The 19,577-nt window shown below is 58.0% G+C and carries 19 protein-coding genes; 11 read left to right on the forward strand and 8 right to left on the reverse strand.

Annotated features, from left to right (window positions below):
• Nucleotides 1–148: 148 nt before the first annotated feature.
• The 6 genes from ACYZT8_RS08700 (at nucleotide 149) to ACYZT8_RS08725 (ending at nucleotide 3,653) form a co-directional block, all read left to right on the forward strand.
• Nucleotides 149–862, forward strand: a complete 714-nt coding sequence (locus ACYZT8_RS08700; protein WP_461980347.1) for an FKBP-type peptidyl-prolyl cis-trans isomerase — start codon at nucleotides 149–151, stop codon at nucleotides 860–862.
• 293 nt (nucleotides 863–1,155) lie between these two features.
• A complete protein-coding gene (locus tag ACYZT8_RS08705; protein WP_461980348.1) occupies nucleotides 1,156–1,611 on the forward strand; it encodes a YkvA family protein in 456 nt (151 codons plus the stop codon).
• Between the two features lie 114 nt (nucleotides 1,612–1,725).
• A complete protein-coding gene (locus ACYZT8_RS08710; protein ID WP_461980349.1) occupies nucleotides 1,726–2,067 on the forward strand; it encodes a helix-turn-helix domain-containing protein in 342 nt (113 codons plus the stop codon).
• The gene (locus ACYZT8_RS08715; RefSeq protein WP_003223109.1) at nucleotides 2,064–2,435 is read left to right on the forward strand and encodes a hypothetical protein; all 372 of its coding nucleotides are present in this window, start codon (nucleotides 2,064–2,066) and stop codon (nucleotides 2,433–2,435) included. Before ACYZT8_RS08710 ends, ACYZT8_RS08715 begins: the two co-directional genes overlap by 4 nt.
• Nucleotides 2,436–2,843, forward strand: a complete 408-nt coding sequence (locus ACYZT8_RS08720) for an SEL1-like repeat protein (protein ID WP_461980350.1) — start codon at nucleotides 2,436–2,438, stop codon at nucleotides 2,841–2,843. It begins immediately after the preceding gene.
• 486 nt (nucleotides 2,844–3,329) lie between these two features.
• A complete protein-coding gene (locus tag ACYZT8_RS08725; protein ID WP_461980351.1) occupies nucleotides 3,330–3,653 on the forward strand; it encodes a hypothetical protein in 324 nt (107 codons plus the stop codon).
• A gap of 211 nt (nucleotides 3,654–3,864) precedes the next feature.
• On the opposite strand, the gene ACYZT8_RS08730 is transcribed toward ACYZT8_RS08725, so the two are convergent.
• The gene (locus tag ACYZT8_RS08730; protein ID WP_461982660.1) at nucleotides 3,865–3,999 is read right to left on the reverse strand and encodes a hypothetical protein; all 135 of its coding nucleotides are present in this window, start codon (nucleotides 3,997–3,999) and stop codon (nucleotides 3,865–3,867) included.
• A 171-nt stretch (nucleotides 4,000–4,170) separates the two neighbouring features.
• Between ACYZT8_RS08730 and ACYZT8_RS08735 the strand changes: the two genes are divergently transcribed.
• The 4 genes from ACYZT8_RS08735 to ACYZT8_RS08750 all read left to right on the forward strand — a co-directional run bounded on the left by ACYZT8_RS08735 (nucleotide 4,171) and on the right by ACYZT8_RS08750 (nucleotide 10,158).
• Nucleotides 4,171–8,823, forward strand: coding sequence for an RHS repeat-associated core domain-containing protein (locus ACYZT8_RS08735; RefSeq protein ID WP_461980352.1), 4,653 nt, complete (start codon nucleotides 4,171–4,173; stop codon nucleotides 8,821–8,823).
• Nucleotides 8,820–9,137, forward strand: coding sequence for a hypothetical protein (locus ACYZT8_RS08740; protein WP_461980353.1), 318 nt, complete (start codon nucleotides 8,820–8,822; stop codon nucleotides 9,135–9,137). The genes ACYZT8_RS08735 and ACYZT8_RS08740 overlap by 4 nt, the downstream gene beginning before the upstream one ends.
• 41 nt (nucleotides 9,138–9,178) lie before the next feature.
• Nucleotides 9,179–9,487 carry a contact-dependent growth inhibition system immunity protein gene (locus tag ACYZT8_RS08745; RefSeq protein ID WP_461980355.1) on the forward strand — a complete coding sequence of 103 codons (309 nt, stop codon included), beginning with the start codon at nucleotides 9,179–9,181 and terminating at the stop codon, nucleotides 9,485–9,487.
• Nucleotides 9,488–9,834: 347 nt separating this feature from the next.
• Nucleotides 9,835–10,158 carry a hypothetical protein gene (locus tag ACYZT8_RS08750; RefSeq protein WP_461980357.1) on the forward strand — a complete coding sequence of 108 codons (324 nt, stop codon included), beginning with the start codon at nucleotides 9,835–9,837 and terminating at the stop codon, nucleotides 10,156–10,158.
• A 54-nt stretch (nucleotides 10,159–10,212) separates the two neighbouring features.
• On the opposite strand, the gene ACYZT8_RS08755 is transcribed toward ACYZT8_RS08750, so the two are convergent.
• The gene (locus ACYZT8_RS08755; protein WP_461980359.1) at nucleotides 10,213–12,003 is read right to left on the reverse strand and encodes a bifunctional diguanylate cyclase/phosphodiesterase; all 1,791 of its coding nucleotides are present in this window, start codon (nucleotides 12,001–12,003) and stop codon (nucleotides 10,213–10,215) included.
• A 146-nt stretch (nucleotides 12,004–12,149) separates the two neighbouring features.
• Complete coding sequence (locus tag ACYZT8_RS08760) at nucleotides 12,150–14,231, reverse strand: carboxy terminal-processing peptidase (RefSeq protein ID WP_461980361.1); 2,082 nt, start codon at nucleotides 14,229–14,231, stop codon at nucleotides 12,150–12,152.
• Between the two features lie 139 nt (nucleotides 14,232–14,370).
• On the opposite strand from ACYZT8_RS08760, the gene ACYZT8_RS08765 reads away from it, so the two are divergent.
• Nucleotides 14,371–15,333, forward strand: coding sequence for a zinc-binding dehydrogenase (locus ACYZT8_RS08765; protein ID WP_461980363.1), 963 nt, complete (start codon nucleotides 14,371–14,373; stop codon nucleotides 15,331–15,333).
• 119 nt (nucleotides 15,334–15,452) lie between these two features.
• On the opposite strand, the gene ACYZT8_RS08770 is transcribed toward ACYZT8_RS08765, so the two are convergent.
• From ACYZT8_RS08770 to ACYZT8_RS08790, 5 genes are read right to left on the reverse strand one after another with little or no spacing between them, the layout of a single operon-like run.
• A complete protein-coding gene (locus ACYZT8_RS08770; protein ID WP_438660735.1) occupies nucleotides 15,453–16,106 on the reverse strand; it encodes an HAD family hydrolase in 654 nt (217 codons plus the stop codon).
• Nucleotides 16,107–16,140: 34 nt separating this feature from the next.
• Nucleotides 16,141–17,130 carry an ABC transporter ATP-binding protein gene (locus ACYZT8_RS08775; protein ID WP_461980365.1) on the reverse strand — a complete coding sequence of 330 codons (990 nt, stop codon included), beginning with the start codon at nucleotides 17,128–17,130 and terminating at the stop codon, nucleotides 16,141–16,143.
• The gene (locus ACYZT8_RS08780; RefSeq protein ID WP_461980367.1) at nucleotides 17,127–17,927 is read right to left on the reverse strand and encodes an ABC transporter permease; all 801 of its coding nucleotides are present in this window, start codon (nucleotides 17,925–17,927) and stop codon (nucleotides 17,127–17,129) included. Before ACYZT8_RS08780 ends, ACYZT8_RS08775 begins: the two co-directional genes overlap by 4 nt.
• Nucleotides 17,914–18,759 carry an ABC transporter permease gene (locus ACYZT8_RS08785; RefSeq protein WP_461980369.1) on the reverse strand — a complete coding sequence of 282 codons (846 nt, stop codon included), beginning with the start codon at nucleotides 18,757–18,759 and terminating at the stop codon, nucleotides 17,914–17,916. The genes ACYZT8_RS08780 and ACYZT8_RS08785 overlap by 14 nt, the downstream gene beginning before the upstream one ends.
• On the reverse strand, nucleotides 18,756–19,562 hold the full coding sequence (locus ACYZT8_RS08790) for an alkaline phosphatase family protein (RefSeq protein WP_461980371.1): 807 nt from the start codon (nucleotides 19,560–19,562) through the stop codon (nucleotides 18,756–18,758). Before ACYZT8_RS08790 ends, ACYZT8_RS08785 begins: the two co-directional genes overlap by 4 nt.
• Nucleotides 19,563–19,577 lie beyond the last annotated feature (15 nt).

A 19,577-nucleotide genomic window follows, 5' to 3' on the forward strand; every position in this document is an offset into this window, starting at 1 on the left:
GCTTCATCATTCCAATCCCGAAATGCGTTAAAACACCTGAACTTATCAGAAGTTTCCTGCTCTCATGCCGGTAGCCATTGGTCGTGGCCGCCTGATAAGCTCGCGGCTTTACTCGATTGCCCTTTAGGCGCATGAACAAGGAAATAGCATGAAACAGCATCGGTTGGCGGCGGCGGTGGCCCTGGTTAGCCTGGTACTTGCGGGTTGTGATTCGCAGACCAGCGTAGAGCTGAAAACCCCGGCGCAAAAAGCTTCCTACGGGATTGGCCTGAACATGGGCAAGAGCCTGGCTCAGGAAGGCATGGATGACCTGGACTCCAAAGCCGTAGCCCAAGGCATCGAAGATGCCGTCGGCAAGAAAGAACAGAAGCTGAAGGATGACGAGCTGGTTGAAGCCTTCGCAGCACTGCAGAAGCGTGCTGAAGAGCGTATGGCCAAAATGAGCGAAGAGTCGGCATCCGCTGGCAAGAAATTCCTCGAAGACAACGCCAAGAAAGCCGGTGTCACCACCACTGCTTCGGGCCTGCAATACGAAGTGGTCAAGAAAGCTGATGGCGCACAGCCTAAGCCGACCGACGTAGTGACTGTTCACTACACCGGCAAGCTGACCAACGGCACTACCTTCGACAGCTCCGTCGAGCGTGGCAGCCCGATCGATCTGCCGGTCAGCGGCGTGATTCCGGGTTGGGTCGAAGGCCTGCAACTGATGCATGTTGGCGAGAAGTACAAACTGTACATCCCTAGCGAACTGGCCTACGGCGCCCAAAGCCCAAGCCCGGCGATTCCAGCCAACTCGGTGCTGGTATTCGACCTGGAACTGCTGGCGATCAAGGATCCAGCAAAAGAAGACGCCGCCAAGTAATCAGCGTCTGCTTTAAAAACAACGCCTCGCTTTATGCGGGGCGTTGTTGCATCTGGCGTTCAGCGAGGGTAAACAAAGCGAACGGATGCTGTACGTTGCAGTCATAGCCATTGAGACGCCCGTGCTATCCGCGCTGGCGCGCCAAGTCAATGAAATCTTGGGTTTTTTTATGTGAGTAAAAAACGCCCGATCTGAGTTGAGCCCTTATGAAACGGGGCTTTCAGGCGTGAAAAATAGCTCTGTTCACAAGGTTATCCACAATTTGTGTGGATAACATTTCAGCGGGAGGAATGATGAAAGCACCCTGGAATTTCGCTCGTTTCCTGCCACTCGCCGGACGCCTGCTCGCCCGTGGACGTTTGCCGACTCTGCTGTTTGCCGTCGCCAGTAAAGGTGCCAGCCAAGGCAACCGATTGGGCAAGCTCAAGGACGATTTGCGCCTGTTGCAGGCGTTGTGCCTGGCCTACTGGCGCGGCGAGTACCGCGCTATCAGCCCGAAGGCGCTGATCTCGGTGGTGGCCGGCCTGATGTACTTCCTCAGCCCGGTGGACGCGATTCCGGACTTCATCCCGATGTTTGGCATGCTCGATGACATCGCCGTGCTGGCCTGGTTGATGAAAGTCCTCGATGACGAACTCAATGCGTTCCGTGCCTGGCGCAATCGCCAATTGCCGGAGAAGCTCGCGATGGCTGAGCGCCTCCCCGATACCCCAGAGCAACTTCAGCTTCAGGGCCCGAAAAAAACCTGATTTGATTGAGGATCGTCCTTATATTCATACCCCCCGCGACCGTGGCCGCTGTTAGGATTACACTTCTAGGGAAAAGTGCCGACTCGCTAAGTGTCGTTGTCCTACGGGGAAGTCATGGATATTCAGATAATCACACGCGAAGGCGAGCCCGAATATGCGGTTTTGCCATGGGCTCAGTATCAGGCTCTACTGAAAGCAGCAGGCATCAACGAACAACCGGCACCCGACACGCCGGTGCGTCACGCAGCATCGCCAGACCAGATTCTTCCGGGTCTGGATCAACTACGCAGTTTGCGCGAAGGGAAGGGCATCGCCATTGAGGCGCTCGCCCGCACGGTAGGCATCAGCCCGTCTTATCTGGCCTTGATCGAAAGTGGCGAGCGTCTACCCGACGCTGCGATTCGCCGCAGCCTGGCCTGGGAACTGACGGTGCCAGGGTGGAGGGATGAAACGTGAGCGTACGCATCAGTCGTCAACATTGGGACGGGTTGCTGGGTGAGCTGGATCAGGCCCGCCGCCAGCGCCATCTGCTGACTTATCGAGCCTTGCTGGAACGTTTGCAGTTGCCCACGCCGGCCATGCAAACCCTCACCGCGGCGTTGGAGCATCTGGCCGCGCTGGACGCCAAGGCCGAGCAGCCGCTGCGCAGCTCGCTGGTGATCAGCCAGGGCGCCAGTCGCTTGCCACGCACCGGTTTCTTCGAATGCGTCGAACGCCTGGGGCGTTTTTCCGGGCCGTCCGACGGTGTTGCTGCCGCTTCGTGGCACGCCTCGGAAGTGGTGCGTGTGTTCGAATACGAGTACCCGGAATCGGCGGAGGCCTGAGTGTTTTTAAAGCTCAAGGCACGGGCCGGTTACTGGCTGGCCCGCCGGTTGTTTCATTGGTCGTGGTTCGTGCGACAGCCCCGCGGCTGGAGCTGGCTCGAAGGCCAGTTCGCGCGCATGGCCAACCTGGGCGACGTCGGCGCGCAAAGCTTCTATGGCCACATTCTGACCTTTCGCGGCGTCGGCCTTGGGGCTCGTGAGGAAGGCGTTCGATTGCTGCATCTGGCGGCGTTGGCGGGGGATGGCAAAGCGGCGTATCAGGTGGGCGTGATCAGTTTGGCGGGGACACCGAGCAAGGCACCGGATCCGGCTGAAGCGGCGCGGTTTTGGGGGATGGCGGCTAAGGCGGGGCATCCGTTGGCTGAGATGAAACTGAAAGAGTTGGCATCTCGCGATTCAGCGAAATAAATACATAGCTGTTCGACAAGTGAACGTGGCGTGAGGGAAACCTCCCGCCACGTTTGCGTTTCTGGCGGTTCGTTTATTAGTGGCGATGTAATAGAGAATTGCCCTACGCCAACATCGTCCATTCCTGACTTCTTTCCTGATTGATCATCCGCAAAGTGTTGCGCGTTTAAAGCCGTGTAAATCCATCGGAGATTTCCTTCGAGTTGTGGCGGCTTTCATGAACTGGTGCGCGACGTGTCTCATCGATAGTCTTTTGGCGGTCACTGCAAATTCAGTGACAGGGCGTGGAAGCCCTTCTATCGTTAGGCGCGTCAAGCGCCACCCATTCGGCGTTTTTTCGGCTGTGTTTTATGGTGGCTGTGCGCGGGGCGCTTTCGAGTGCGCCGAGTGCCTAACGTCTCGGTCTTCCACACCCGCGTTCAGCCGCCACCTATGGCGTGGAAGTGATTTCTGGCGGCTCCAATCCATACGTTAGGCATTAAATTAATGAAAACACTGACTCCAGATCCGCCATATACCCCACAAATTCCTCATCCCGATAACCGCTTCATGGCGCTCACCAGCAATTGCAGCGACATGCCCACCTTGTTCGTCGACACCCACGCACCGCTCGATATTTTGACCGACGCTGTCCGCTACCGAATCCGAGCCGTAACCCAAGTGCTGGAGAACCTCTCCATGCGTGGTTCGATTGAGTGCGATTCCATGATTCTCAGCGACTTCGCGTTGCTCTGTGCGATTCCGTTGCGTGATGGGTGTGATGTGCTGGATGTAGTTGGGCGGCGGTTGGGGGCGCAGGCGACGGAGTAGCGTCTAGCGCTGATTTGTGGCGAGGGAGCTTGCTCCCGCTGGGCTGCGCAGCGGCCCCAAAACCTGCAATCCGGATTTTCAGGTGTGCCGGAGTTCATGGTTTTTCGGGGCTGCCCGACAAGCCCCTCGCCGAAGGATTTGGGATTGCAGTTAGGTTTTGGGTCTGCTGCGCAGCCCAGCGGGAGCAAGCTCCCTCGCCACAAAAGCAGGATTAGCGATGCCCGGCAATCAAGGCTTCTTCAGCCACCGGCACTGTCAGACTATCAATCACATGCACGCTATACCCCGGCACATTCTTCGCGTGATGTTTGGCCTGCGAAGCCCGCCACGTTTGTGTTTTGGCCATTTCGTTGTTCATGGGTTGTTAATTAGGGATTTTTCCTACGCTCATCGCCTACTTCCCTGACTTCTTTCCTGTTTGATCCCCCGCAAAGTCTCGCGCGCTCCATTTTCTGCGCGAGGGATTGCTCATGTTCGACCCGATTTTCCACCCCACTTCATGCCGTTCGGTGCGTTGATGGAGCACATCACCCGCATCGAGCAGGCACTCGACCGTTTTCCGGACACCCTGTCCCTCTACCGTGAACAGCTAAAGCATTGGCTTAGCCAGGCGGCAGACAAGGTCAGTCACACGGCTGATTTGCCTTCGCTGATGGGGATGGAACGGATCGTTGGGTTCGGTAATACCAGCACCATTGTGAGCAGCGGCGATGACGATTTTATCTCCACCGTCGTGCAGTGCCCCAAGGGTGGGATGCTGGAAATCGAGAGCAAGTTCGAATCGGTTTATGACATTCCTGTGGGAAATATTCAGGTCGATGTGATTGCGGCTGAGAGCGGAGACATAAAGCAGGTCACGCTCGACGAAAATGGCAAAGGGACCTTTGAGGGGGAAGAGGGCAAGTTCTACCGCATTCACGTTCACAGCGAAGTCACACCGCAGCAAGTTGAAGATCTTTTCTCTTCCTATGATGGCCTGACCCAAGAGTTGGAAGGTTGGCTGCGTAAAGAATGGGAAGGTTTCAAACCGCAATGGTCGCAGTCGACTTTTGCCGCCGCTGGTAATGGATTGCTGGCGGGAAGTTGGGCGGCGATCGAGGGTGTGTGGGACAGCATCAGTCTGGTTTCAGACATCCTCAAGGACCCCGGAAAGTTTGGTGAGCGGTTGGGCGAGAGTGCCGAAGAGCTGAAAAGGCTCGCGAAAACCGCACCGAAGGTCATGGAAAAAGCCCAGCTGCTGGCCAGTGACGAAGCGGCGCTGTGCCTGTTGGTCCGCTGCGCGAGCCTATGGCTGGACATGCTGCCACCCAGCGAGATTGCAGGTAAAACCGCCGAAGCGCTGTCCACACTGGTGGTGCAGTTGTTGATCGATATCCTGATCGGCATCGTTCTGACCTTTGCCGGGGCAGGGGCTGGCATCGCTTATTTGACGATGCGACTGGCTGATCGGGGCGCGCAGTTGCTCAGTGCAGTTCTGCGCCTGGTCAAAGCGATTTTCACAATCATCAACAGCTTCATTACTTACGTTGATCGCTACAAAAAAGTAGCCGCACGCGGTGTAGCTGCGGGCCTGAAAAAAGGTCGCATGCAATTGCGTTGGGATGCCAAACGCAACACCACGCTCAAGCAAAACGAACACCACGACGACGCCTCAAAGCAGGCCACAAACCCCAACGGCGACAGCGCCGACTCCGTCGATAAAACCGCCACCAACAAATGCCCGGTATCGATGGTCACCGGCGAAGAACTGCTGACCCTCACCGACGGTACGCTGGACGGCATCCTGCCGTTCGACTTCACCCGGCTCTACCGCACCAGTGCCGCCGAAATCGATGCCGGCCTCGGATTCGGCTGGAGCCATTCGTTATCTCATCGGCTGGAAATCGACGACGACACCGTCATCTGGATCGACCACGAAAACCGTCGCACCGCTTTCCCGTTACCGAGCAGCGAGCGTCCGGCGATCCACAACAGCCTCTCGCGCGCCGCGATTTACCTCGGCAATGAACCCGAAGAACTGATCCTCGCCCAGGCCGGCGACGAGGCACGGTTCTACCACTTTCATAACGGTTTTCTTACAGCGATCAGCGACGCTTACGATAACCGACTGCGCATCGCCCGCGACCGCCAGGACCGTATCCAGCGCCTCGACAACGGTGCCGGCCGCGCCTTGCTCTTGCGTTATGAGCGCAGCCATCTGGTTGCCGTCGACTATCAGGTTTTTGTCCCGGCCCCGTCCCTCGAAGAAGCCTGGAAGACCGAGCAAACACTGGTCTCTTACCGCTACGACGAACGCGCCCGACTCATCGAAGCCACCAACGCTGCCAACGAAAGCGAGCGTTACGACTACGACGATCAGCACGTCATTCTCCAGCGGCAACTGGCCGGTGGGGCAAGTTTCTTCTGGGAGTGGGAAAGGTCCGGCAAGGCCGCCAGATGCATCCGCCACTGGGCGTCGTTTTCACAGATGGATGCGCGGTATGTCTGGGATGACGAGGGCAGCGTCACCGTCCACAACATCGACGGCAGCGAAGAGGTTTACGTCCACGACGAGCGGGCGCGGTTGGTGCGCAAGGTCGAGCTGGACGGCGGCGAACACATCAAGGCCTACGACGACCAGGGTCGGCTGATTGCCGAGCAAGACCCGCTCGGCGCCATCACCGAATACCGTTACGACGAAGTCGGACGCCTTGTTGCGTTGATTCCGCCGGAAGACGAGCCGACGTCCTACGAGTACCGCAACGGTTTCCTGCACGCGCGCTATCGCGGCAAAGCCGTCTGGAAATATCAGCGCAATGCCCAGGGTGACATCACCGAAGCGACCGACCCCGACGGCCACATCACCCACTATCACTACGACGAAAAAGGTCAGCTGCTGTCGATCCGTTACCCGGATAGCAGTCGGCATGTTTTCGTCTGGAATGGCTTGGGGCAACTGGTCGAAGAGACACTGCCGGACGGTGGTGTAAGGCGGTTTTCCTACGATGCGCTGGGGCGGCAGATTACCCGTCAGGACGAACACGGTGCGGTCACCAAGTCGCAATGGGATGCCGTTGGCCGCCTGATCCAGACGACGCTGCCGACCGGAGCCGTTCGCGGTTACAGCTACAACGCCTACGGCAAGATCACCGCCGAACGCGACGAACTGGGCCGCGTTACGCGCTACGAATACCTCGACGATTTGCATCTGGTCAGCCGTCGCCTTAACGCCGACGGCACCCAGCTCAAGTATCGCTACGACAACGCGCAACTGCTTCTTACCGAGATCGAAAACGAATCCGGCGAAAAATATCAGCTGGACTACGCGCCCAACGGATTGATCCGACAGGAAATCGGCTTCGACGGCCAACGCACCGCGTACGCCTACGACTTCAACGGTCACCTGCTGGAGAAAACAGAATTCGGCGATGACGGTTCGCAGCTCGTCACGCAGTACGAGCGCGATACCGCCGGCCGCCTGCTGATCAAAACGCTACCCGACGGCATCAAGGTCGAATACCGCTACGACAGCCTCGGTCGGCTGATCGGTGTCGACGATGGCCACGACCATCCGCTGGAATTCGAGTACGACCAACAAGACCGGCTGATCACCGAGCATCAAGGTTGGGGCACGTTGCGTTATGGCTACGACGCCTGCGGCCAGCTCAACCGCCTGCGCCTGCCGGACGGCAGCAAGCTCGATTACCACCACGCCAAGGGCGGCGCGCTGACCGCCATCGACCTCAACGGCGCGCGGCTCACCACCCACCAATTTGCCTTCGGCCGCGAACAACAACGCCAGCAAGGCCAACTCACCAGCCAATACCACTACGACGAACAAGGCCGACTACAAGCCCACGCGATCAACCAGCAAACCCGACCGCTGTACATGCGCCATTACGGCTACGCGGTCAACGGCAACCTCGCGACCATCGCCGACAGCCGCCACGGCCAACGCAGCTATTACTACGACCCGCTCAACCGCCTGACCCGAGTCCGCCACACCCGCGACGACCCACCGGAAACCTTCGCCCACGACCCCGCCGGCAACCTGCTGATGCAGGATCGACCCGGTTTGGCGACCGTTAAAGGTAATCGCCTGCTGATGCAGGGCGACCGGCACTACGACTACGACGCCTTCGGCAATTTGGTTCGTGAACGCCGCGGCACCGCGCAAAAACTTATCACCGAATACCGCTACGACTGCCAGCACCGCTTGGTTATCGTCACGATGCCAAACGGACGTTGCGCGAGTTATCGATACGACGCCTTCGGCCGCCGCATCGCCAAAACCGTCGACGGCAAAACCACCGAGTTCTTCTGGCAAGGCGACAACCTCATCGCCGAAAGCAGCCGCGAACACTACCGCAGCTACGTCTACGAACCCGGCACTTTCCGCCTCCTGGCCATGCTCGACGGCAAAGGCCCGCGCAAGGCCTGCCCGTTCTACTACCAACTCGACCACCTCGGCACGCCGCAAGAACTGACCGATTTTGGTGGCGAGATTGTGTGGTCGGCGAAGTACAACGTCTACGGCAAAGTCACGCACCTTGCGTTAGGCGGGGGTGAGCAACTTGAGCAACCGTTGCGGTTTCAAGGGCAATACTTTGATGCCGAGAGCGGCCTGCATTACAACCGGCATCGGTACTATGATCCGGAGGTTGGCCGGTACCTGACGCCGGACCCGGTGAAGTTGGCGGGTGGGCTCAATCAGTATCAGTACACGCCGAATCCGACGGGGTGGGTTGATCCGTTGGGGTTGAGCGGGAATTGTCCGCAGTCGGGTATGGCTGGGTGTAAGGCGCCGGATGATACGACTGGCGTTAAGGTTGATGAGGGTGAGGCGGCTCTGCCGAACGCCTACACTCACTTTCCTGATGATCCAAATGAGCTTACGGAAGCGTTAGGAGTCCAGCCCAAAGTTTCACTTACCCAACATGGAAGTCAAAGAATGGCATGGCGACCTAACGCGGATACGATTATTAGATTTGAAAGTCATCCCGGAGATGCTGGACCATTTAATGCGAGGCATCATGGTGAACACTATCATTTAGAACTTAAGCCTAGTCACTTAAGTTGGAGTCAGGCAGATAAAAAGAAGGCTGTTGTTAAAGTCAAGCCCGAGGGATATCAACTCGGTCACGGAACTGGCTTCATTGCCGGTGAGAAACATCCAGGTACTTTAAAATGACAAAATTCCCAGTTTCAGACGGCACCATTGAAAAAATAACGTGTGAACGTGAGCGCATCTTTATAGCGTTTCTAGATTGGCAGGAAGAGCGTTGGATAATTACCTTTGAAAATGTCCTGGGTTTTAAGTCTGTTGGAGCAGTAGGTGCGGAGGTGTCAGAGATGTTTGTGAAGGATGTAACCCCCTTGTCGCAGGAACTGGCGTTGATCGATCCTTCGGAAGTCGGGTTCAGCTACTGCTTTACGTGTGCTCGCGAGTGCAACGTTATTTTGACAATAGTAGCTAGCGGATATGCGGCTGAAAAATTTGCTTGAGATGTTGCGCAAAAATATCTGTTGCCATTTTTTTTAGAGATATGAGCAGAGAGTTTCCTGAGTTACACGATTTTTTTGGGGCCTATTTTCATCAGGATTGGACAGTCGAACATGACACAGCTGAACAGGTGATTGATGCTTTTTTAGCTGACTCCGATCCTGAGGATCTATTAGCTGTGCAGCATGAACTCAACATTTTGCTTAGCCAGCGGACAGAGGAATCTGTGTTACGAGATTACTTGCTGAAAGAGTTGAGCTGTTATTACTGCTACTGGCATGCATGGAAATCAGGCGAGCTTTGGTTACGCCATATAGCTGACAGATTGGTTAGTCGACTTGGCCATCCATGATGGCAAAAAGAATGTGAAATTTCTGGGCAAGGTCGTCGGAAGTTTCCTTCAAAACGTATCGATTTCCATGAACTGGTGCGAACTGAGTTCACCCGATAGCCTTTGATGGTCACTGAAAACTCAGTGGTGGGGTGTAGGAACCCTTTCAGCATCGGTATTGCGTTAGCGTCGAAACCTGATTTGCGGCCGTCTATATGCGTCCGTAAGATCTGTTGCGGCGGCTGTGCGCGGGCACGCTTCGGCGTGGTCGAGTCTCCGATGCTCGGTATTCCTACCCCGCGTATAGCTGCCACCCAAGCCTGTAGGAAGGCTTTTTGGCAGCCCCCATTTTCATCGGAAGGTCTCAAATGCCAACACTTCATCCTGATCCGCCCTACGAAAAACCGGTTTCCCATCCCAAAAACCGCTTCATGGCGCTCACCAGCAACTGCAGCGACATGCCCACCTTGTTCGTCGACACCCATGCGCCGCTAGATATTTTGACCGACGCTGCCCGCTACCGAATCCGGGCGGTTACCCAGGTGCTGGAGAACCTCTCCATGCGCGGTTCGATTGAGTGCGATTCCATGATTCTCAGCGACTTCGCTTTGCTCTGTGCGATTCCGTTGCGCGATGGGTGTGATGTGCTGGATGTGGTTGGGCGGCGACTAGGGGCGCAGGCGACGGAGTAGCGTCTAGCGCTGATTTGTGGCGAGGGAGCAAGCTCCCTCGCCACAAAAGCAGGATTAGCGATGCCCGGCAATCAAGGCTTCTTCAGCCACCGGCACCACCAGACTATCAATCACATGCACGCTATACCCCGGCACGTTCTTCGCGTGATGTTTGGCCTGCGACGCCATTTCCGCCAACTGGCTCGCATCGAGGTGTCCACAGGCCTGTGGGTGCAAATGCACTACCCCAATCGACAATGACAGCAACGGAAATTCCTGGCGCACGCCCTGGCGATTCGGCGCGATAAAGCAGCCGGCTTCCAGGTGTTCGCTGCGGTAGAAGCGTCGGCATTGGCTCTGGAAGTCGTCCAGCAGCTGGTTCAAACGTTTGCGCCAGTCTTCCGGGCCCAGCACCAGCAGGAAGTCATCACCGCCGATATGGCCGACGAAGTCGCGGGACGGGTCGACGCGATCGTTCAGGCATTGCGCCAGGCACAGCAGGACTTCGTCCCCACGGCCGTAGCCGTAGATGTCGTTGAAGGGTTTGAAGCTGTCGATGTCGACGTAGCAGATCACCGATTCCCGTTCCTGTTGCAGCAGCCGCGTCAGGCATTGCTGGATGGGCACGTTGCCCGGCAACAGGGTCAGCGGGTTGGCGTACCGGGCCTGCTGGATTTTCAGTTCGGTAATCAGCTTGAGCACATCGATCACTCGGCCCAATCCCAGATAACCGCCGTTGAGGGTGATGATGAAATCTTCCTCGATGCGCTGCCGCGCGCGACTGGTGATCAAGCGACTGACCTGTTGCAGTGACTGGCTCATCTCCACGGCGAGGAAGTCGTCGTTCATCAATCGGCTGATGGGCTTACGGGCAAACAGGTCGGTGGCAAAGGGCTTGAGCAGTGCGTCCGAGAGCGAATGCCGATGGACGATGCCGCAAGGATGGCCTTGCTCGTCGAGCACCGCCAGTGAGTTCAGGTTGGCCTGGCGGCGGAAGGCTTCCAGCACCGTGGCTGTCTGTGTGTCCCGGTGCACGGCCGGTTGGTCGTTGAGCAAGGCGCTGAGGTCGCTGCCTTCGTCATTCAGCGCCACGGCCGTGCTGTCGTGCTTGGGCATCAAGGCTCGAGCATCGCGAGGTGGATGCTCTTGAGGCCGACACAGCAAATAGCCTTGCACCAGGTCGACGCCCATCTCGGTCAGCACCGCAAGCTCTTCGGGCAGTTCGATACCTTCGGCGATCACCTGCGCCCGTGAGGCCTTGGCGATTTGCAGGATCGAACCGACAAACTCACGCTTGAGCGCGTCCTGATGAATGCCGTCGATAAAGTGCCGGTCAATCTTCACGTAGTCCGGACGCAGTTCGGACCACAACCGCAAACTCGAATAACCCGCGCCCAGATCATCCAGCGCAATGGAAAACCCCATCGCCCGATAGTGATGCAGGGCGTTCTGCAGTAACTGGAAATCGTCGGTCGGAGTCTGTTCGGTGAGTTCGATCACCACCTGGCTCGGTGGTATGCCGAAGTCCTGCAGCAATTGCAGGGTCCGCCCCGGTTGGTGAGCGGCTTCCAGCAGGGATTCTGGAGAGACGTTAAGAAACAGCTTGCCGGGCAGCTGCTGTTCATTGAAACGTCGGCAAGCACTTTCACGGCAGGCAATCTCCAGCTCGTTCAAGCGACCGGCCTGGCGGGCAACCGCGAACAGCGCGATGGGGGAGTGCAGCGGACTGTTCGAGGGGCCGCGGGTCAGGGCTTCGTAGCCGACAATGCGTCGCTCGGAGAGGGAGATGATCGGCTGGAACAGGCTGTGCAAACCGCTTTGAGCCAGTATGGAACTCAAGGCACTCAGCTGTTCTGTCGTGGTCATGGCAATCTCTGGCGATAAAAAAAGGACTGGGAGCACACTCTTGTCCAGAGGGCTCCCAGTCCTGTATTTCACGACAGAATGATGACTGTATGATGACGCTCCGGAGAGCGTCAGCATTAAATTGCCATCATCTTGCTTGTAACCGCTTAGTGCTTGGCTACCGCGGTGTTGAGTTTCAAGTAGTCCAGCAGAATCCGCCCGGTCTCGCTCAAATAGGCATCGTCTTCTGGTTTGGTCTTGTCCGGCTCGGCCGCGATCGCGTCTTCGTCTTCTTTCTTCAGCTCTTTGAGCGGCTCTTCGCCCTTGGCCTTGCGACGGAGGTTTTCCATGACCAGTTGCTTGGATTCAATATCGGCGTGTTGCGCACGACGATCAGCTTCATTGAGGCTGACGGTTTTTTCCGCCATCAGTTTCTGCGCCAGGGCCAGCTTGTCGCGGATGAACACGAACTCTGCGTCTTTGGCCGATCGCACGTCATGCTCGGATTTAAGCTGCGCGATGTACGGTTTGAACGGGTCGACCGCCGGCTTGATGGCCGCGCGGATGGTGTCCCACGGCATGGCTTCCGGCAGGGCGCTTTCGCCGATTTCCTTGGTGTCGATGATCGACGGGTAATCGATGTCCGGCAGTACGCCCTGATGCTGGGTGCTCTGGCCGGAAACCCGGTAGAACTTGGCCAGGGTCAGTTTCAGTTCGCCATGGTTCAGCGGCTGAATGGTCTGCACGGTGCCTTTGCCGAAGGTCTGGCCGCCGATGATCAGCGCGCGGTGGTAGTCCTGCATGGCGCCGGCAAAAATTTCCGAAGCCGAGGCGGATAAGCGGTTGACCAGCAACGCCATCGGGCCTTTGTAGAACGCGCCCGGGTTTTCATCTTCCAGCACGTCGACCCGGCCGTCGGCGTTACGCACCAGCACGGTCGGACCTTTGTCAATGAACAGGCTGGTCAGCTCGGTGGCTTCCTGCAAGGAACCGCCGCCGTTGTTACGTAGGTCGATGACCACGCCGTCGACTTTCTCTTTCTGCAACTCGGTCAGCAGTTTCTTGACGTCGCGAGTGGTGCTCTTGTAGTCCGGATCACCGGCACGGAAAGCCTTGAAGTCGAGGTAGAAGGCCGGGATCTCGATGACGCCCAGTTTGTAGTCTTTGCCATCCTGTTTCAGGTTGAGGACCGACTTCTTCACCGCCTGGTCTTCAAGCTTCACCGCTTCACGGGTGATCGGCACGATCTTGGAGGTCTGGTCGTTCGGCGCATTGCTGGCCGGAATCACTTCCAGGCGCACCACGGTGCCTTTCGGACCACGGATCAGCTTGACCACTTCGTCCAGACGCCAGCCGACCACGTCGACCATCTCTTTGTTGCCTTGGGCAACGCCGATGATCTTGTCGGCCGGTGCAACCAGTTTGGTCTTGTCGGCCGGGCCGGCAGGCACCAGGCGCACGATTTTCACCTGGTCGTTATCGCTCTGCAACACGGCGCCGATGCCTTCGAGGGACAGGCTCATGTTGATGTCGAAGTTTTCCGCGTTATCCGGCGACAGATAGTTGGTGTGCGGGTCGTAGGACATGGCGAAGGTGTTGATGTACGCCTGGAAGATATCTTCCGCACGGGTCTGGTCCAGGCGCGCCAACTGGTTCTTGTAGCGCTTGGTCAGGGTTTCCTGAATCTGCTTGGAATCCTTGCCCGCAATCTTCTGCCGCAAGACTTCGTCCTTGACGCGTTTGCGCCACAGGTCGTCGAGTTCGGCGGTGGACTTGAGCCAAGGGGCGTCCTTGCGATCGATCAGCAAGGATTCCTTGGCGTTGAAGTCGATTTTATCGACGCCCTTGTTCAGCTCGGCAAGGGCAAAGTCCAGACGCGCTTTGACGCGGTCCAGATAGCGCTTGTAGATGGTGAACCCGGCGTTCAGGTCGCCGCTTTTGAGGAAGTCGTCGAACTGGGTCTTCCACTTGTCGAATTCGGCGATGTCGCTGGCCATGAAGTAGCTGCGCGACGGATCCAGCAGCTTGAGGTAGCTGTCATAGATGATCACCGAGCGTGCGTCATCGAGCGGCGGCTTGCTGTAGTGATGACGCTTTAGCAATTCGACGACGTTCAGGCTGGCGATCACTTCGTCACGATCAGGCTGAAGCTTGTCCCAGCTATTGGCTGCGAATGCATTGCTCGACATCGGCAACAGGCCGATACCAATGAATAGGGCTAGGGCGGTGCTGGGGAAAAAATGCTTCATGCTGATTCGACGCGGGGACAATTGATCACGCATATTAGGCCGTCTTTGAAGTCGCCGGTTCCACAGGGGCCGGTCGCATAATGCAAGAAAGCCCGGCGCTACAGCTACGGGCTCAGTCCAGACTCACTATGGAGGCACTGTGAAGGCATTGCAAGGCGTGGAAGGTCAAGTGGAGTGGGTTGAAGAGCCCAGTCCTACATGCGATGTAGGACAAGTTCGTATTCGAGTGGCGGCAGCGGGCCTCAATCGCGCCGATTTGTTACAGAAAGCAGGCCTTTATCCGCCACCGCCGGGAGCCAGTCAGGTACTGGGTCTTGAGTGTTCGGGGGTGATCAGCGAAGTTGGGCCGGGCTCGTCCTGGCAGGTCGGCGATCGGGTCTGCGCCTTGCTGGCCGGGGGCGGGATGGCCGAGGAGGTAGTTGTCGACGGACGGCACGTGCTCCCCGTCCCCGAAGGTTTGTCCCTGGCCGAGGCCGCGGCGTTGCCGGAAGTGTATGCGACCGTTTGGCTGAATTTGTTTCAACTGGCTGCGCTCAAACCGGGTGAGAAAGTTCTTCTGCACGCCGGAGCAAGTGGAATCGGTTCAGCTGCCATTCAGCTGTGCAAGGCCTTTGGCAACCCGTGCTGGGTCAGCGTCGGCTCCGCCGAGCGTCTGGCTTATTGCGAAACGTTGGGTGCGCAGGGTGGTGTTGTACGCACTGGCGACCTGGACAGTCTGCGTGACCTGGGGCCGTTCGATGTGATTCTCGATCCGGTCGGTGGCAACTACGCCGCGCTGAATCTGAAAATGCTGGCTCAGGATGGTCGTTGGGTGCTGATTGGTTTGATGGGCGGTCGTGAAGCGAAGCTGGATCTGGCGCAAATCCTGACCAAGCGCGTGCAACTGTTGGGTTCGACCTTGCGCAGTCGCGATGAGCAGTTCAAGGCGGATTTGTTCAGTGATTTGAGCCAGCATGTGTGGCCGTTGTTTGCCGAGGGGCGGTTGAGTCCGCAGTTGGCGAAGACATTCCCGATCAAGGACGCCGAAGCGGCGTTTGCCGAGCTGGCGAGTAATAAGGTGGCGGGGAAGTTGGTCTTGGTGATCGACCCAAGCCTGACTTGATCCGCGGCTAAACACAGCCCTTGTGGGAGCGAGCCTGCTCGCGATTCAGGCGACGCGGTGTGTCAGGTAAACCGCGTTATCGTTCATCGCGAGCAGGCTCACTCCTACAGGGGAATGGGTTATTTCCAGAGATGGATCGGCCAGCCGGCCTTTTCGGCGTGCTCAAGCAGCACCGGATCCGGGTTCACCACGTGTGGGAAATCCACCTTCAACAGCAGCGGTAAATCGTTGCGTGAGTCGGAATAGAAACTCGCACCTTCCAGGTTTTCTTCTTCCGCATCCAGCCACTCCAGCAAGCGAGTAATCTTGCCTTCGCGGTAGGTCAGGGTGCCAACGGTGTGGCCGCTATAAACCCCATGCAACACTTCCAGCTCGATGCCGAGAATTTCGTCGATGCCCAAACGATCGGCAATCGGCCTCACCAGGTGCGTGCCCGACGCCGAAATCACCAGAATCCGGTCACCGGCCTTGCGGTGGGCCGCGATGGCTTTGGTCGCGTCACTGAAGATGATCGGCTCGATAAAGTCTTCCACCCACGGCCCCACCAAATGGTCGACCTCTTCGGGTGTGCGCCCGATCATCGGCTCCAGGCTGAAGGTCATGTAGTCCTCCATCCGCAGTTTGCCGTGGCTGTAGGCGTCCATCAGTTCGTTGTTCTGTCGCATGAACGACTCGGGATCGACCCAGCCCAGGCGGCCCATTTGCTCGCTCCAGAGGGTGGCGCAGTCGCCGTGGATCAGGGTTTCGTCCAGATCAAAAATTGCCAGGGCCATCAGTGCAGTTCTCTCTTCGACATCAACAAAGGCATCAGGCTACCTCACACAGGGCCGTCGGATCGATGGAAAGTGCCAGGCGCTGACCATCGGGATGCAGATCGGCCGCCGAGCGGTTCAGCACATCCACCACCAATTCCACGCCCCGGGCTTCGACCCGATAACGAATCACGTTGCCCAGCAAGCTGTGGCTGCGCACTTGCGCGTCGAGCTCGCCATTGAGGCTCAGTTCGATGGCTTCCGGGCGAATCGCAATGCGGTGGTTGATCGGCCGCTGCAGCAGTTTCGAGGCGCTGTCGGCGTCCAGCAGGTTGTAGTTGCCGATGAAACCTGCGGCAAACACATCCACAGGCGCGGTGTAGAGGGTTTCGGCGTCGCCACTCTGTACGATCTTTCCCTGATTCATCAGGAAAATCCGGTCAGACATGGTCAGCGCTTCTTCCTGATCGTGTGTGACGAAGATCGTGGTCAAGCCGAGTTCGCGCTGGATCTGCCGGATCTGTTCGCGCAAGTGCTTGCGAATCCGCGCATCGAGGGCCGACAGCGGTTCATCCAGCAACAGCAGCCGTGGCCGCGTGACCAGTGAGCGAGCGAGGGCCACGCGTTGGCACTGGCCGCCCGACAGTTGATGCGGATAACGCGCGGCGAAGTCGTTCAACTCCACCAGTTTCAACACTTCGGCGACGCGCTTGTGGCTGTCGTCGGCGTTGACCTTCTGCATGCGCAGACCGAAGGCGATGTTCTGCTCCACGGTCATGTTCGGGAACAGCGCGTAGCTCTGGAAGACCATGCCGATCCCGCGTTTCTGAGGGCTCAATGGCACGATGTCGACGCCATCAAGCAGAATCTTGCCGCCATCCACCGAGGTCAGGCCGGCGATGCAACGCAACAGCGTGGACTTGCCGCAACCGGACGGGCCGAGCAGGGTGACGAATTCGCCCTTCTGGATTTCGCAGTTGATGTCGCTGAACACGGTCGTGCCCGAGTAATTCTTTTGAAGATGTTGGACGCTGACATAGCTCATTCGCTTTTGTCCTTGTTCAAGATATTGGCCGCCCAGGTCAGAACCAGCACAAAGAAGAAGTAGGAGATCACCAGCGCACTGGTGAAGTGGCCGCTGCTGTTACGCATGTTGTTGAGGTAGACCTGCAGGGTTTCGTAGCGAGTCCCGACCAGGATGTTGGCGAACACGAATTCACCGAACAGGAACGAGAACGACAGCAGCAACGCCACCATCAAACCCTTGCGCAGGTTCGGCAGCACCACCAGGAACGCCGCTTGCCAGGTGCTGGCACCGAGCAATTGCGCAGCGTCCATCAGGTCCCGCAGGTTGATCGCTTGCAGGTTGTTGGTGATCGCCCGGTACATGAACGGCAGCGCAATGGTGAAGTAGCAGCCGATCAGAATCCACGGCGTCCCGACCATCGCAAACGGCCCGGAACCATAGAGCTGCAACAGCCCCACCGACGACACCACCGGCGGCACCGCGAAGGGCAGCAGGATCAGGATGTTCATCAGCGCATCAAGTTTGGGGAAGTGGTAATGCACCACGAACAGCAGCGGCAGAATCAGCACCACCGACAGAATCAACGCGCCGACGCACACCAGCAGCGACTGCCCGAAGGCATGCAGAAAGCGCGGATCGCTCCACAGCTGGATGTACCACTTGAAGGTAAAGCCGCTGGGCAGAATGGTCGCCGACCAACTGCTGGAGATCGAGTAAATCAACGTCCCGGCCAGCGGTAGCAACAGAATGGCAAACAGCAAATACACCACCACCCGGTGATAGACACCGACGGGGCCCAGTTCAGCGCGAGACATGGTAGCTCCTCTTCAACAGCAGCTGATGCACGATGGTCACCAGGGTCATCAACGCCACGAGCACCACGGCCAGGGCACTGGCGAGGTTCGGATCAAGGGATATGTCGCCGGAGACCATCGCCGCGATGCGGATCGGCAGCACGTTGAAGTTGCCGGTGGTCAGCGCGTAGACCGTGGCGTAGGCGCCAAGGGCGTTGGCCAGCAAGATCACGAAGGTACCGAGCAGCGCAGGCGTCAGCACCGGCAAGCCGATGTAGCGCCAGAACTGCCAGCCGTTGGCGCCGAGCAATTGGGCAGACTCACGCCAGTCTTCGCGCAAGGCATCGAAAGCCGGGTAGAGCAGCAGCACGCCCAATGGAATCTGGAAGTAGGTGTACAGAATGATCAGCCCGGTTTTCGAGTACAGGTTGAAGTCCTGAATGATCCCGGCCTGCTTGAGCATGATGGTGAAGCTGCCGTTGAAGCCCAGCAGAATGATGAACGCAAAGGCCAGGGGCACACCGGCGAAGTTGCTGGTCATGTTGGCGAAAGCGTTCACGAAGTTACGCAGTTTCGAGTCGACCCGACGCAGGGAATAGGCGCCGAGCACTGCGATGATGATGCCGAATACGCTGGACCAGAAACTGATCTCAAGGCTGTACTGGATCGCCTGCAAATAGAACTTCGAATTGAAGATCTTGGTGAAGTTGGCCACGCCCCAGCCGAACTCTTCCGATTGCAGGCTGTTGATCATCACCCACACTAGCGGGGCGATCTCGAACACGATAAAGAACAGGGCGAAAGGCACCAGGCACAACGCTGCCAGCCATTTACCACGGGTAACGGAGTTCACTTGAGCAGCTCCTGGCAGACAGGTTTGTCGTGGGCCACGCCCAGCAGTTCGCAGACAGTGCCGCAGATTTCAGTCTGTTTCGGTGCGGCGTCGGCGTTAAAACTGAAGGCATCGCCGAGGACGAACAGCGGTACTTCGCGTTCTTCCGGCAGCAGGCCGTTGTGGGAGCGGTCGTTGTTCATGCCGTGGTCGGCGGTTACCAGCACCTGGTAGCCGGCGTCGAGCCAGCCTTGCAGGTAATCGGCGAGGGTAATGTCTGCCGAGCGGGCGCTGTTGCGGTATTGCGGGGTGTCGAGGCCGTGCTTGTGCCCGGCGTCGTCGATGTTCATGGGGTGGATCAACAGAAAGTTTGGCGCGTGGCGCAGGCGCAGGTTTTCGGCGTCGGCGAACAGGTGTGAATCCGGGTAGTGATCGTTCCAGTAGAAGTGACCGTGCTGGATAGGCAGTTTGGGGTCGGCAGTGTGACGGTCCCGGGCGGCCACGAACGGCGAGCGGTTATACAACTCGCTGACCCAGTGATAAGCCGCGGCGGCAGTCGTCAGGCCGGCATCCCTGGCGTAGTGATAAATGCTGCGCTGGTTGGACAGGCGCGAAACGTTGTTGTGGACGATGCCGCTCTCGATGGGCGGAACGCCGGTGAGGATGCATTCGTAAAGCGGTCGGGACAGGGCCGGCAGTTCGCACTCCAGTTTGTAGAGCGCCGCGCGTCCTGCGCCAACGTAAGCCTGCAGGTGCCCCATTGCGTGGCGCGCGACCTCGTAATTGAGGCCGTCGAGCACGACAAGGATGACGTTGTGCTTCATAGGGGCAGAACTCCG

The organism is Pseudomonas sp. LB3P93 (genome assembly GCF_054898025.1).